Here is a 15268-nt window from a genome sequence, read left to right on the forward strand (position 1 = left end):
AATAAAAAATGACAGCAATAATGCTGTCATTAGAATATCATCTATATGATCTGATTGTACTAAGGATACTGATTTGAAGAATACCGTATAGCAATATCGTAAATGCGTTTTAGATCTTCATCACTTTTATCAGAGTATGAGTTGTAATAGTTAATGATATTCTGAATCATTCTTTTTGCACTGGCTTTGTTGTTTTCTGATAAATCTTTTACAGCCTGTTTAAAATCAGAAATCATTTTTGCGATTTGATAATTTTTCTTGAGCTCCTTTTGAGTGGTTTCTGTGGAAGGGTTGTAACTTGCTGTATAACTTTTAGTTAATATCTTATCATTTTTTTCATAAGTCAACGTTGTGAAAATTGTACGATCTTCAATTATGTTTTTCTCAACTTCTAAAAGAAAAATCTGCGTCTGGCCACAATCTAAATTTTCTAGTTCTATATTTACCTGATGATCGGAAGTATATTGCGGTCTGTAACCGTAAAACTTTTTAATTTTCATTCCTTTCGGAAGACTGATGGTGAGTTTTGGTTTTTTGCCGATATTATAAAGAAGGCTTTCCAGTTCATCGATGAATGTTTTCTGAATGTCTTTTTCAGTATCTCCGATAAAATAATTTGAGCCTCTACCGTTGTTTGCGATTTTTCTCAACAGATCAAAATCTAGCTGTGATCCAACTCCGATTGTACTGATGTCAATTCCTTTATCATTAAATTCTTTTGAGTCTTTCAGAATGATTTCTTGATCGGTAATTCCGGTATTCGTCATGCCGTCGGTTAAAAGTATGACTTTGCTGTTATATTCCTGGGTGTTATGTTTCTGTGCCTCTTGATAACCAAGCATCATTCCTTCATAAATATTGGTAGACCCTGCAGGATAAATTCCGTCTATCATTTTATCTAAAGCACTCACGTCTTTCATTTTAGCTGAGTTTAAAACGATATTTGCATTCCCGTCAAATTTGATAATCGAAATAATGTCGTTTGGTTTGAGACCTTTTACAAATGCTTTCAAAGCAGTTTTTACTTTCTCAAGTTTTCCTCCATCCATTGATCCGCTGTTGTCGATGACCAGAGAAACATTCACTTTATTTGCTTTGGGTCTATTCACAACATTTTGAGTGGCAACGCCGATCTGCAGTAGAAATGTATGATCAGAATCAAAAAGTCTGTTGTCGAAGTCAATGCTTACGGCAACTTCATTTTTCTTCGGGATTTTTATCTGATGTTTATGATAATTCATAAAATCTTCAACAATAATGGTGTTTTCTTTAATGTTCCCTTGCCCATTAATGCTGTAAAAACCATTGATCAAGATATGTGAAACTGAGCCTGAAGAAACGGCATATTGAGCTTTGAAATTTGATATAATAGCTAAAGCTAAAAAAACATAGATATATTTGTTTCTGCTAATAATTGAATTGTTTTTCATGATATTTTTAAATTATACTGCAAACTTAATCCACGTAAAAAGTCTTAAACAGCAAACTTGGTCAATCCAGCTTTTCACTTGGTGAATAATTTTTGGAAGAAGTATAGATATGTATATCTTTGTTTTATGAATGTGATTCGGGTTTTTGTGTTTGTTTTTGTGATTTTTGCGAATAATATATATTCGCAGAACAGAGCTACGCAGGAAGTTGTCGCCGAAACCTCAAAACTCAAAAAAGCTGTGGATACCAAAAATGAATCAGCAGAAGCAGATTCATATTATAATATTGGAGAAACCTTTTACAATAACGGAAACTTTTCAAAAAGTGAAGAGTATTTTATTAAATCTAAAAACATCTACGAAAAACTGAATGACAAGCAGAATCTTGAAAAAGTAACCCGAAAACTGGCGCAATCTCAGGAAAATCAGAATAAATTGAAATCTGCCGTCAGTAATTATGAAAAAGCATCAAACATTGGATATTCAAAGTCGAAAAAAGTTTTAAATGCTAATGACGCTTCAAGACTTTCATCGCCCATGATGGAAAATAAAGCAGAGGCAATTCAGAATAATATTGATATCAGCCGAAAAGAAAACGAAAAAGGAGACTTAGCGGCAGGTTACAGCCAAATGGCTGAAGTGAATGCTGAACAAAAAAATATCCCGAAAGCAGAAGAAAACTTCAATAATGCTTATAATATTTCAAAAGAAAATGCACCTCAGCAAGCGTTGATAATCAACCAAAGATTAACTGATTTTTATCTCGAAAACAAAGATTTCGATAAAGCGATTAAAGCAAAAAAATCAGTATTAAAAGAAGATTTTGTTAAAGATAATTCTCAGCAAAAGGTGGAACAGATTCAGGAACTGGCTGATATTTATATCAAAAAAAATGATCCAGAAGAAGCGATTGTTTTATTGAAAAATGCCTATGATATTGCGCTAAGTAAAGGTCATACTCTGGAAGCACAGAAAAGTGTAAAAAAACTCGACAGCCTTTACGCTATTTCAGAAAATGTGGCCGCTTCTGTAGAATTATATAGAGATTTTCTTGGGAAATTACCCAATTTGGTTTCCAAAGACCGAAGCTTGGTTGATAATAAAATACTTGAAGATACGGAGCAACGCATAGTACAGCTCGAACAGGAAAGAAAGCTGAAAGATGAGCTGATTCGGAAAAAAAATATTTTCAATTACAGTCTGATTGTGGCATTAGTTATTTTGTCAGCATTGGTGTTTTTTATTTTCAGAACATTAAAGAAAGTCCAGATTAAAAATAAAAAAATTGCCTTACAGTCTTTACGTCGTGAGATGAATCCACATTTTATTTTTAACAGTTTAAATTCTGTCAATCAATTTATTGCTACAAATAATGAATTGGAGGCCAACCAATATTTAACCAAATTCTCGAAACTGATGCGTGGCGTGATGGAAAATTCTTCGGAAGATTTAATCCCGTTTCAGCAGGAACTCGATTTACTGCAGAATTATTTAGCTTTAGAAAAAACCCGTTTTACAGATAAATTTGATTACGAAATTGTTGTTGATGAAAATTTAAACCAGCAGAATCTCCTGATTCCCGGAATGATGGTTCAGCCGTTTTTAGAAAATGCCATCTGGCACGGACTGCGTTACAGAACCCAAAAAGGACTTTTGAAATTAAAATTTGAAAAATCAAACGGAAACTTAAAAATCAGTGTCGAAGACAATGGAATCGGTATTGAGGAAAGTAAAAAGCAGAAAACGATTCATCAAAAAAACCGTGAAAGCCGCGGGATGAAGAATACGCTGGAGAGAATAAGATTACTGAATGATTTATATAAAAAGGAGATTGTATGTTCCATAAAGGATTCTTCAAATGGTGTACTTGTAGAAATAAAATATAAATTATAAATGATGTGATGTCTAATGATATCAAATGTGAACGGAGTCATGCAACCTAAAATCTGAACAATGAAAATAAAATCCGTACTCGTAGATGACGAAAAAATTGCAAGAGATGTTCTCAGGAATTATCTCGCAAAATACTGTCCTCAAATCGAGATTTTGGGTGAAGCAGAAAATATTAAAGATGCAGTTCCCTTGATTTCGGAAACTCAGCCACAATTGGTTTTTTTGGATGTTGAAATGCCGTTCGGAAACGCTTTTGATGTACTGGAAGCTACGAAAGAATTTTCTTACGAAACCATTTTTATCACTGCGTTTTCGCAATATTCACTTCAGGCTTTAAACAAATCTGCGAGTTACTATATTTTAAAACCGATTGATATTCAGGAACTAATCTTGGCCGTGAATAAGGTTGCTGAAAATGTTGAAAAGAACGAGGAGCTCAATCGAAACAAAATTCTTCTTGAAAATTTAAAACTAAAACCTGAAAAACAACAGTTGATTCTACCGACTTTACAGGGTTTCGATGTAGTAAAAACAGAAGATATTGTAAGACTTCAAGCTGATGGAAATTTTACGCAGGTTTATCTTACTGATCATTCTAAAAAGATGGTTTGCCGGTTTCTGAAACATTTTGATAATCTGCTTGAAAATCCTTTTGTAAGAGTTCACCGTTCGCATATTATCAACACTAATTTTGTGAAATCTTATCATAAAAGCGGAACTGCAACCTTATCGGATGATACCGAAATAGAAGTTTCCTCAAGTTTTAAAGATCAGTTTTTAAAGGTTTTTTCATAATCAGCAAACGGAAGTTAGCTTATGGCATAAACTATAAATTGGTTGGGCATCATTTTTGAATTTTAATATCGACAAAAATATTAGATATGAAAAATTTTCAGAAAATAGCCATTCCGGTTTCTTTGGGTATTATCGGATTTTTGATTTTTAACTCCTGTTCGGTAGGTATTGTTGAGGGTGCAACGGCAGTCACCAACTTCAATTCAAAAAAATATCTTGGTAAATGGTATGAAATCGCACGTTTCGATTACAAATTCGAAAAAAATCTGGATAATGTAACTGCGACGTATTCACTCAAACCTGATGGATCAATTAAAGTTCAGAACCAAGGCTACAATTATGTTAAAAAAGAATGGAAAGAATCTATCGGGGAAGCCAGATTCGTCAATGATCAATCAGAGGCCAGGTTGAAGGTTTCATTTTTCAAACCAATTTGGGCTGGTTACAATGTTATCGATATTGATGATAATTATCAAAACGCTTTAGTGGTGGGAAATAGCACAAAATACATCTGGATTTTATCGAGAAATAAAGAAATTCCAAACAGCATCAAAGAACGGTTTTTGGCAAAAGCCCAAAAATTAGGTTATAAGACCGATGATTTAATCTGGGTAAAACATAACTAGTCATTGCGAGAAGAGAAGAGACGAAGGAAGCTAAATTATTTAACGTAAAGTTTGTCATTCTGACAGAGGAAGTATTTTTACAATTAAAAAATAGATTCTTCACCCATTTCATTGCGTTTAGAATGACAAATTTTATTTTTAATTCAAATTCTTGTACTCTTTCCACTCCAAAAAACGATGGTCAATAATCTGTTTCATCAAATCATAGTTTTCATAAGTATCTTCAATGTGATAAAAAGTTTCATATTCAAAATCACTTTCTTCGGCAAGAGAATCAAAAATATTGATGTAATCTGTCGCAAATGAACTGAATTGATCCGTAAAATCGGTTTCGTCAACATAATAATCTTTCGCAAAAGCGTTTCCTAAATCATTCAGATTATACTCGGAAAATTTTCCATCTAAAGTATTGATAACAAAGTCTGCACCTGTGATTTCACGCTTTTTTAAACTTTCAATTTCATTTTTGAAGTCTTCTTTCAGTTCGTCAGAATGTAAATTGTTGTTGATACACCAATTGACAAACATTCCGCTGTGAGTTGCGCTGTTTTTTTCAGGAATTCCTTCGGGAAAATCTCCGCCATAATGCCACGACGCATCATCATATTTAGTCATAATCTTTATAATAGTTGTAGACAGTTCAAATCAAAGATATAAAAAATCATTTTCTTTTGTTCACTATCAGGATTTTCACTTCATTTGTAGGGAATTTATTCTAATTTAAAATCATGCAAAACGCAGTTCTTGTCACCATTGGTGACGAAATTCTTTCAGGAAATACTATTGATACGAATTCTAATTTTATCGCAGCTGAGCTCAAAAATATCGGAATCAAAGTCGTACAGATTTTTACTATTTCAGATGAAATAGAAATTATTAAAAACACCCTGAAATCTGCTTTTGAATTGGGTGATTTAGTGATCACAACAGGAGGTTTGGGGCCAACACGAGATGATAAAACCAAGAAAGCATTAGCTGAATTTTTTGATGATGAAATTGCTTTGGATGAGGTGACTTTTGAACATCTGAAAGGATATATGGAAAGACGCGGCAGAATAGAAATTCTGGAAAGAAACCGTGAACAGGCTTTTGTACCTACAAAGTCAACAGTTTTTCAGAATCATTTCGGAACTGCACCATGCATGATGATGAAACAGGATGGAAAATTGTCTTTCAGTTTACCGGGTGTGCCTTATGAAGTAAAACCTTTGATTAAAAATCAAATCGTTCCTTATTTAAAAGATAAATTTAATCTGAATTACATTTCTACAAGAATCGTTTCTGTTGTGGGAATACCCGAAAGTATTTTGGCAGATCAAATTGAAGATTGGGAAGTGGCGCTGCCCGAAAACCTTGCATTGTCTTATCTTCCTGTGGGAACAAGGGTGAAGCTAAGGCTGACGGCAACCGGAACTGATGAAAATCTATTGCAAATTCAGCTGGAAGACGAAATTCAAAAGCTATTTCCAATCATCGGAGAAAATATTATTGCTACTTCAGAAGATAAAATTGAGAAGATTTTAGGAGAAATTTTAAGCGAAAAAGAATTAACCATTTCTACTGCTGAAAGTTGTACTGGTGGATATTTATCGCAAATGCTTACTTCAAATCCAGGAAGCTCAAAATATTTTGTCGGTGGCACTGTCACCTACGCAACACAAAAGAAAATCGATCTTCTTCATGTTTCAGAAAGTACCATCGAACGTTTCACGGTGGTAAGCGAAGAAGTTTCACGCGAAATGGCAGAGGGCTGTAAGAATTTATTCAAAACAGATATTTCTCTTTCCACAACGGGTGTTGCCGGTCCCGGAAAAGGAGAGGATGGCAAGGATGTGGGGTTGGTTTACTATACCATAAAAGTCAACCATAAATCTGAAACTTTCAAACTTCACCTTCCGCATCTTGAAAGACATGATTTTATTTATTTCGTCTCCCAAAAAATTATTCAGGATTTGGTAGGGATTTTAATTCGAAAATAACAGAAATTCAATGATCATTTTTCCGAAAAATTCGATTCGTAAAATAAATTAACTTTACCGTAACAAAATTTAAATTCAATATACTTATTGTATAAATTATTAGGACAATGAAATCGCAATGTTTTAAAGTGAATGAAAGTCACATAAAGACTGACGATTGCATAAGACCTCAAAAAAAATAAAAGTTTTCTTATGAAAAAATTAACGCTTTCTTTGTTTTTATTGGCAGGAATTTGTTCGCAAAATACGCTGAACGCTCAGGCTAAATCAACTACAACAGATAAAGGTTTAGACATCAGTTTGATGGATAAATCTATTCGTCCACAGGATGATTTTTACAACTACGTAAGCGGAACGTGGATGAAAACCGCAAAAATCCCTTCTGATAAACCAACTTGGGGAAGTTTCAACAAATTGGCTGATGATACAGACAACAATTCGATGACAATTTTAAATTCTCTTCTGAAAGACAAATTTGCAGAAGGAAGTGAAGGCAAAAAAATTCAGGATTTGTATGCGACGTATATGAATATGCAGAAAAGAAATGCAGACGGAATCAAGCCTATTCAGGAAAATATCAACAAAATTGATGCAATCAAGAATCTAAAAGATTTACAGAATTATTTAACTTCTGTAACCAAAGATGGTGATAATACATTCTACGGTTGGGGAGTTTACTCTGATCTAAAAGACTCTAACATGAATGCCGTTTACCTTGGTGACGCTTCGTTGGGAATGGGAAGAGATTACTATCAGAAAGTGGATGTAAAAAACACTGAAGCTCTTGCAGAATATCAGAAATACGTGGCCTCAATGTTGAAAGAGTTAGGCTATAAAAATGCTGACGCTGCTGCAAAGGGTGTTGTAGATTACGAAAAAAGTATTGCTAAACATTTGCTAACGAATGAGCAGAGCCGTGATAATACACTTCAGTACAATCCAAAAACGATTGCTGAACTTTCATCTTTGGTAAAGAATGTAGACCTTGCTTCATATCTAAAAAAAGCAGGCGTAAATACAGACAGAGTGATCATCGGTGAGATTGGATATTACAAAAACTTTGATCAGTTGGTGAATGAGAAAAATCTACCGGTAATTAAAGATTATCTTAAATTTCATATGATCAACGGTGGTGCTTCTTATTTAAGTGAAAAATTAGGAGATACTAAATTTGCTTTTTACGGTAAATATTTAAGAGGTCAGCAGGAGCAGAGAGCATTAAACAAAAGAGGATATGAATTGATCAATGGTTCTTTGGGTGAAGCTTTCGGTAAACTGTATGTTGAAAAATATTTTCCGGCTGAAGCAAAAGCTCAGATGGTTGAACTGATTGATTATTTAAAGAAAAGTTTCGCAGTTCACATCAACGGCTTAACGTGGATGTCTACAACAACAAAGGAGAAAGCGATGACTAAATTAAATAAATTTACAGTAAAAGTCGCTTATCCTGATACTTGGAAAGATTATTCTAAATTAAATATCACTCCTGAATCTAAAGGTGGAAATCTATACGCAAACCTTCAAAATATTGCAGAATGGCAGTATAATAAAGATTTGGCAAAAATCGGAAAACCGGTTGACAAAACAGAATGGGGAATGACTCCACAGACTGTAAATGCATATTACAATCCTGTATACAACGAAATCGTTTTCCCTGCTGCGATTCTTCAACCTCCTTTCTTTAATCCAAAAGCAGATGCTGCGGTTAATTTTGGTGGAATCGGCGCGGTTATCGGTCACGAAATTTCTCACGGATTCGATGATTCAGGTGCGCAGTTTGACGCAGAAGGAAACTTAGTTGACTGGTGGACGCCGGAAGATAAAGCCAACTTCGAAAAAGCGACAAAAGCATTAGCTGCTCAGTACGACAAATATGAGCCTGTTAAGGGAACTTTCGTTAACGGAACGTTCACAAATGGTGAAAACATCGCAGATCTAGGAGGTGTAAATATTGCTTATGACGCATTGCAGATGTATTTAAAAGATAAAGGAAACCCTGGTGTAATCAGTGGTTATACTCAGGATCAGAGATTCTTCTTAAGCTGGGCAACCGTTTGGAGAACCTTATCAAGTGAAAAATATATGGTAAACCAAGTGAAAACAGACCCCCACTCTCCTGGATATTTCAGAAGTTTCGGTCCGTTGACCAACGTAGATGCTTTCTATAAAGCTTTTGATGTGAAGCCTGGTGATAAATTATACAAAAAACCGGAAGACAGAATTAAAATCTGGTAATCAATATCAAACCGTTCAGAAATGAGCGGTTTTTTTTATGAACTTAAATGAAAACACAAACAATTTTGCCAAGAAATCAACGATTTTCATTTAACATAATTTCCTATATTTGATCAAACTGATTACACATCAAAATTAATTTAATGAAAAACGTAAATATTGCAGTACTTGCATTTTCAGGTATTGTGTTTTTAAAATCGTGTGGAACGAGAAAAACTGTTGAAACACCAAAAGTGGAAACATCCGTAGCAGCTGCTGCAGAACCAGTAAAAGAAGAAATAAAAGAAGAAGGAATTAATCTTTCTTTTATGGATAAGACCGTTCGTCCACAGGATGATTTCTTCAGTTACGTGAACGGAAATTGGGTTAAAACCACTCAGATACCTTCTGATAAAGCAAGTTGGGGATCTTTCAATGCGTTGAGAGAAAACGTAGATGATGCTTCTTTAAGTATTTTAAATAAAATCTTAACCGAAAAATATGCAGAAGGTTCTGAGGGTCAGAAAATTCAGAATTTGTACGCATCATTTATGGATGTCAGTAAGAGGAATGCTGATGGCTTAAATCCTATTAAGGCTGATTTGGCTAAAATTGATGCGATAAAAAATGTCAATGATTTGCAGAAGTATCTTTTAGAAGCGACAAAACTTGGCGACAATTCGTTTTACGGATGGAGAGTTAGTGCCGATATGAAAAATTCTAAAATGAATGCGGTGTATCTTGGCGGTCCAGATCTTGGTTTAGGAAGAGATTATTACCAAAAGGTGAATGAAGCCAACACAAAAACTTTAGCAGAATATCAAAAATATGTGGGACAGTTGTTTGGAGTTTTAGGTTATAAAAATTCAGATGCAGTAGCAAAAAATGTAGTTGATTTTGAAAAGCAGTTGGCTAATTATTTACTGACCTTAGAGCAGAACAGAGATGCTAATTTGAGATATAATCCAAAAAATGTTTCGGAATTGTCTGGGTTGGTGAAAAATGTAAATCTGGCAAAATACTTAAAAGATGCAGGTGTCAATACAGATAAAGTGATCGTTGGTGAAATGAAATATTACCAGAATATGGATCAGTTTATCAATCAGAAAAATCTTCCGTTATTGAAGGATTATCTGAAATATCATGTAGTTAATGGTAATGCAAGTAATTTGGGTGAAAGTTTAGACAATATCCGTTTTGATTTTTATTCCAAATATCTGCAGGGTCAGAAAGAGCAAAGAGCGATGGATAAAAGAGGTCTTGCCTTGGTGAACGGTGTTTTGGGTGAAGCTTTCGGGAAATTGTATGTGGATGAATATTTCACTCCCGAATCTAAGCAACAGATGGAAATCTACATCGATTACATTTTAAAATCATTTAAAAACCACATCAGTGAAATGGATTGGATGTCTCCTGAAACTAAAGTGAAAGCTCAGGAGAAACTCTCCAAATTCACCGTAAAAATAGCCTATCCTGATCAGTGGAAAGATTATTCTAAATTAAAAGTGGAAAGTCCTTCACAAGGCGCAACTTTATATTCAAACTTACAGAATGTTTCAGCATGGCAATATGAAAAAAGTCTGGAAAAAGTAGGAAAGCCTGTTGACAAAACAGAATGGGGAATGTCTCCACAAACCGTCAATGCGTATTACAGTGGATCTAACAACGAAATTGTGTTCCCTGCAGCAATTCTTCAGCCGCCTTTTTACAATCCAAAAGCTGATGCAGCGGTGAACTTTGGAGGAATCGGTGCGGTAATCGGTCACGAGATTTCTCATGGCTTCGATGACAGCGGTTCAAGATTTGACGGAGATGGAAACCTGAACAATTGGTGGACAGAGCAGGATCGTAAAAATTTCGACGCAAAAGTGGGCCAACTGGCAGCGCAGTATGATGCCTATGAACCGGTAAAAGGAAGCTTTGTTAACGGCAAATTCACAAGCGGAGAAAATATAGGCGATTTAGGTGGAGTGGCGGTTGCTTACGATGCTCTTCAAATGTATCTGAAAGACAAAGGCAATCCGGGATTAATTTCAGGATTTAATCAGGATCAGAGATTTTTCATGAGCTGGGCAACGGTTTGGAGAACCAAATCGACAGATCAGTACATGATGAATCAGGTGAAAACAGATCCGCATTCTCCCGGGTATTTTAGGGCTTTCGGACCACTGGTGAATCAGGATTGTTTTATGAAAGCTTTTGATATTAAGCCTGGAGACAAGCTTTATAAAGCTCCCGAAGAAAGGATTAAAATCTGGTAAAAATTATTAATATCTTAATATGAAAAACGCACTTTATAGTGCGTTTTTTTATTTATTTTTCATAGCTTAGTGAAAGCTAAGGGTATTATAAATCATTTTGTTATCCGAGGCTAATTGATTTATTTAAAGAAAAATCATTACAAAATTTTGTATGTTACAGTTTTTTTATAAATTTAAACAATGGATTGGTCAAAAATTTGCTAATCCAAACCAAAATCAACAATCTCAAAATAATAATAATATGGCAATGTTTAATTATGGTGTTGGCGGAAACGAAGTAAAGGTCGACGCTAATGAAGCTATTCAGGAAATCCAAGAAAACAAATCTCTTATTGTAAGCCAACTTACCACAGATGAATCTTATGTTCCCGAAATTGTAACAGGACTAAAAACTGTAGATGACGTCTTCAGACATTTTCAACCGTCTGTAGCTGTACAGCATGAGACAGAAGACGGAAATATAGTAGAAGAAGAATTTCGCTTTCAAAATCTTGCAGATTTCACTCCCAAAAACCTCGTTCAGAAATCAGATTACCTTCAGAAGCTCAGCATGGAGCAGGAGCAGTATAATAAAATTGTACGTCAGCTGAAAACCAATAAGATTCTGCGCAATATGCTTGAAAATGACCAAACGAGAGCTGCTTTTATTGAGGCATTAAAGGACGTGGCACAAGAACTTGAAAAATAATCTAAAGAACCTACACAAATATTATGGATAGTAAATTACAGGCTGCAGAAAGCCAACAACATAATCAACAGCAACAGAGCGGAAAACCTAAGGGAAATCCTGTTGAAGAATTAAATAAAATAGGAGGCTTCGGTTTTATAGAATCTGTCGTTGACGGTATCGCCAATATGAATCCTACAAGAAAAGCGAGAAAAGAAATTTTTTTGAACGATGGCAATAAGGCGGATGAAAGAAAAGAGCTTCTTCAGAAAATCAATCTTTGGGTTGAGCTTTTAGGAAGCAATGAATCTGCTGAGAAAATGGCAGATACATGCAAAACAAAAGCGCAGGCTGCTGATCAAAATCTAAAGACTAATTTAAAAAATACACTCGATGCAGCTCGACAGTTGGAAACAAACTACAGAACAGTTGCGCAGTTTTATAAAAATACTGAATTAGATAAAGTTGATAATGTTAGTATTGTCAATGCAACCTTGGAGCAGATGTCAGATTTAGATAACCCTCTATTTATTGATGCTGTGGCAGAAGAATTTAAGCAATATTATGACCGTTTAGATCTTCGTGATAATTACTCAATTTTAGCAATTCCGGGATATTTGGGATCTAATAAAGTGATTGAGAAGTGGGCGAAAATCTGTAACGAAAATAAAGTTATGATGGTTACAGATTTTGCGAACCTAGACAAACCTGATGACGTTGTAGATTTATTCCACTCTGCAAATCTTACGGGTGGTGAATTGCACAGAAGTAATGTTATCATGACATGTAACTGGCTTGTAGGTCGTGGAAGAGCCGAAGAAGTGGGTGAGGAAGAGAATGTAGAACTCCCACCTTCAACTTCATTAGCAGGTAAGATTCATAAAACATTGATGTCTCAGGTTGCAGCCGGTAAAAAACACGGGAATATCAACGAAGTAGACGCAGTAAAATTCGAACTGAAGAAAAGTGAAATTTCCCAGTTAGAAAAAATGGGTCTTGTACCAATGGTGAACGAGTATGGTAAGATCATGGCGTTCTCTGCTAAAACATTATTTACAGGCGATAACATTGGTCTTCAGACGTATTCTGTAGTTCGTGTATTCGATTATGTAACCAAAGTTTTATTGGATTTCTTAAACAGAAGAGCTTTCGAAAACTGGAATGCTAAAAATGAAGACGATTTAAGAAAACAAATCGTTACATTCTTAGATGGTATCAAAGGTGCTGATAAATTAATTGAGAAATTTAAGATTGTTCGTTTCGAACAGGATAAAGTAAATAAAGACAGAGTTTGGCTAGACATTCGTTTAACTCCGTATTTCCCAACTAAAAGTTTTGTCATTAAACTTGACGGTCATAAAGGAGATGACGGTAACGAGTGGGATGCTGAGTATATTCAGGATTAATGATTCTAAAATAAATACAAAACCGATGTTGAAAGCATCGGTTTTTTTGTGGAATAATTTCAGAAAAATTTCAAACATTCAGTTCCGTAGGATCTGAATGTTTGAAAGAGTAAGCAAAAAGAAAACGAGCTCCGTCGGAGCAGCACTTCTGCAGACTTGAAAAAATAATTTTTCATATAAATTACCCCTACTTAGTAAAATTCCATATTTTTTAATCATAAAAACACGACAAATAATAAATTATCTTTGCAAAATATAAATGAGATAGCTTTTTGGAAAACAATACAAAAACAACAGAATTTCTACATATCGGAACCAAACTTTTGAAGTGGTATGACAGCAATGCCAGAGATTTACCTTTCAGAAATACAAAAGATCCCTACAAAATCTGGATTTGCGAGATTGTCTTCCAACAAACCAGAATTGCACAAGGCTTAAATCATTACAATAATTTTATCGAAAGATTTCCGGATGTGAAAACTTTGGCAGAAGCTCCTGAAGATGAGGTTTTACTTTATTGGAAAGGGTTGGGCTATTATTCGCGCGCAATCAATATTCATAAAGCAGCACAGCAAATCATCAATGAACACAATGGTGTTTTTCCTACCGACTATGATGAGATTTTAAAACTAAAAGGTGTCGGGAAATACACAGCCGCCGCAGTTTCCAGTATTTGTTTTAATGGAAAAATGCCTGCTGTTGATGGAAATTTCTACAGAGTTTTAAGCCGTGTTTTTGCGGATGATTTTGATATCTCAAATTCAAGGGCGTTTAATTATTTTTCAGAGTTGTCGCATTTAGTTATGTCTGAAAACGTTGGAGATTTTAATCAGGCAATGATGGATTTAGGCTCGGAAATTTGCAAACCCAGAAATCCTTTATGTGGAGTGTGTCCGATACATAATGATTGTCTCGCTTTTTCCTTAAATAAAGTCTCGGAATTTCCTGTAAAAACAAAGAAGGTGAAAACACAGGACTTGGGATTAAAATACTATTTCGTTCACAGGAATGGAGAATTTTTAATTCAGCAGAGAAAAGATGATTTTATCTGGAAAAAGCTATTTGAATTTCCACTTGAAATTTCAGATGAATTAATTCCTTTTATTAAAAGTACAAAAACTGTTAATCATAAATTGACACACAAGAATCTGAGCATAGAAATTTTTAATGTTGAGGTTGATTCAGAAGAAGCTTGGGGAAATTTTATTATTGAAAATGAATTCATAATTACCGATGTTGAAAATTCTCATGACAGATCATTTCCTAAGCCTTTAGAAAATTATATTCAAAATTATCAATGCGCTTACAGTATTCTTTAATTTTTTTCTTTTAAGATACATTCTTTAATGTAAAATTGGAGTTCAGGCTCAAAACTCATTGAAATGCTGAAATTTGTGCCCTAAAATCTGAAATGTAATTTGTATTTTTGCAAAATGATTAGAAAAGTCATTTTTATCTTCGCCTCTCTGCTACTCATTTCGTGCGAAAAAGAAACCAATCCAAAACCATATGGTGAATTGAGATTAGAATATCCCGCACCGAAATATCAGAAATTTGATACAAACTGTTCTTATACTTTTGAGTATTCAGATTTTGCTAAGATCGTTGAAGCAAAAAAACCTTGCTGGTATTATATGAATTATCCTAAGATGAAAGCAAAAGTTTTCATTACCTATTTTCCAGTAAAGGGTGATTTTGCAGATCATGTAAAAGAATCTGAGAAGATGGTTTATGAGCATACCATCAAAGCAAGTTCTATCGATGCAAAATCTTTTCAGTATCCTGAAAAGAAAGTGTACGGAAATTTTTATGAACTGAAAGGGCAGACTGCTTCTAACCTTCAGTTTTACGCTACAGACAGTACAAAACATTTTGTTACGGCTTATTTGTATTTCGATACAAGACCAAAACCTGACTCTTTGTCGCCAGCAGTGAACTATATCAAAAAAGATATCATGCACATGCTCGATACATTTGAATGGAAAAATTAAATTAAT

Annotated in this window: 12 protein-coding genes; 10 read left to right on the forward strand and 2 right to left on the reverse strand. The window is 34.5% G+C overall.

The features are described from left to right. Window positions 1-59: 59 nt before the first annotated feature. Window positions 60-1430, reverse strand: a complete 1371-nt coding sequence (locus tag AR685_RS12285) for a vWA domain-containing protein (protein ID WP_059124749.1) — start codon at window positions 1428-1430, stop codon at window positions 60-62. Between the two features lie 126 nt (window positions 1431-1556). On the opposite strand from AR685_RS12285, the gene AR685_RS12290 reads away from it, so the two are divergent. From AR685_RS12290 to AR685_RS12300, 3 genes are all read left to right on the forward strand, one after another. Beyond that, window positions 1557-3323, forward strand: a complete 1767-nt coding sequence (locus AR685_RS12290; RefSeq protein ID WP_047445640.1) for a histidine kinase — start codon at window positions 1557-1559, stop codon at window positions 3321-3323. A gap of 60 nt (window positions 3324-3383) precedes the next feature. Next, on the forward strand, window positions 3384-4118 hold the full coding sequence (locus AR685_RS12295) for a LytR/AlgR family response regulator transcription factor (protein ID WP_047445642.1): 735 nt from the start codon (window positions 3384-3386) through the stop codon (window positions 4116-4118). An 86-nt stretch (window positions 4119-4204) separates the two neighbouring features. Further along, window positions 4205-4744: a lipocalin family protein gene (locus AR685_RS12300; RefSeq protein ID WP_047445645.1), complete on the forward strand. Its 540-nt coding sequence runs from the start codon at window positions 4205-4207 to the stop codon at window positions 4742-4744. Window positions 4745-4882: 138 nt separating this feature from the next. On the opposite strand, the gene AR685_RS12305 is transcribed toward AR685_RS12300, so the two are convergent. Next, complete coding sequence (locus tag AR685_RS12305) at window positions 4883-5359, reverse strand: hypothetical protein (RefSeq protein ID WP_047445646.1); 477 nt, start codon at window positions 5357-5359, stop codon at window positions 4883-4885. A gap of 113 nt (window positions 5360-5472) precedes the next feature. Between AR685_RS12305 and AR685_RS12310 the strand changes: the two genes are divergently transcribed. From AR685_RS12310 to gldD, 7 genes are all read left to right on the forward strand, one after another. After that, entirely contained in the window at window positions 5473-6723 is a 1251-nt protein-coding gene (locus tag AR685_RS12310) for a CinA family nicotinamide mononucleotide deamidase-related protein (RefSeq protein WP_059124750.1), read from the forward strand. Between the two features lie 192 nt (window positions 6724-6915). Next, complete coding sequence (locus tag AR685_RS12315; RefSeq protein ID WP_047445650.1) at window positions 6916-8958, forward strand: M13 family metallopeptidase; 2043 nt, start codon at window positions 6916-6918, stop codon at window positions 8956-8958. A 143-nt stretch (window positions 8959-9101) separates the two neighbouring features. Next, complete coding sequence (locus tag AR685_RS12320) at window positions 9102-11198, forward strand: M13 family metallopeptidase (protein ID WP_059124751.1); 2097 nt, start codon at window positions 9102-9104, stop codon at window positions 11196-11198. Window positions 11199-11349: 151 nt separating this feature from the next. Further along, window positions 11350-11886, forward strand: a complete 537-nt coding sequence (locus tag AR685_RS12325) for a type VI secretion system contractile sheath small subunit (protein WP_082002140.1) — start codon at window positions 11350-11352, stop codon at window positions 11884-11886. A gap of 23 nt (window positions 11887-11909) precedes the next feature. Further along, window positions 11910-13271 (forward strand): DUF5458 family protein, encoded by a 1362-nt coding sequence (locus AR685_RS12330; protein ID WP_047445655.1) that lies wholly within the window; start codon window positions 11910-11912, stop codon window positions 13269-13271. Window positions 13272-13543: 272 nt separating this feature from the next. Further along, window positions 13544-14590 (forward strand): A/G-specific adenine glycosylase, encoded by a 1047-nt coding sequence (mutY, locus tag AR685_RS12335; protein WP_059124752.1) that lies wholly within the window; start codon window positions 13544-13546, stop codon window positions 14588-14590. 114 nt (window positions 14591-14704) lie between these two features. After that, window positions 14705-15262, forward strand: a complete 558-nt coding sequence (gene gldD, locus AR685_RS12340; RefSeq protein ID WP_047445659.1) for a gliding motility lipoprotein GldD — start codon at window positions 14705-14707, stop codon at window positions 15260-15262. Window positions 15263-15268 lie beyond the last annotated feature (6 nt).

The organism is Chryseobacterium sp. JAH, assembly GCF_001507335.1.
In the GTDB taxonomy this organism is placed as follows: Bacteria; Bacteroidota; Bacteroidia; order Flavobacteriales; family Weeksellaceae; genus Chryseobacterium.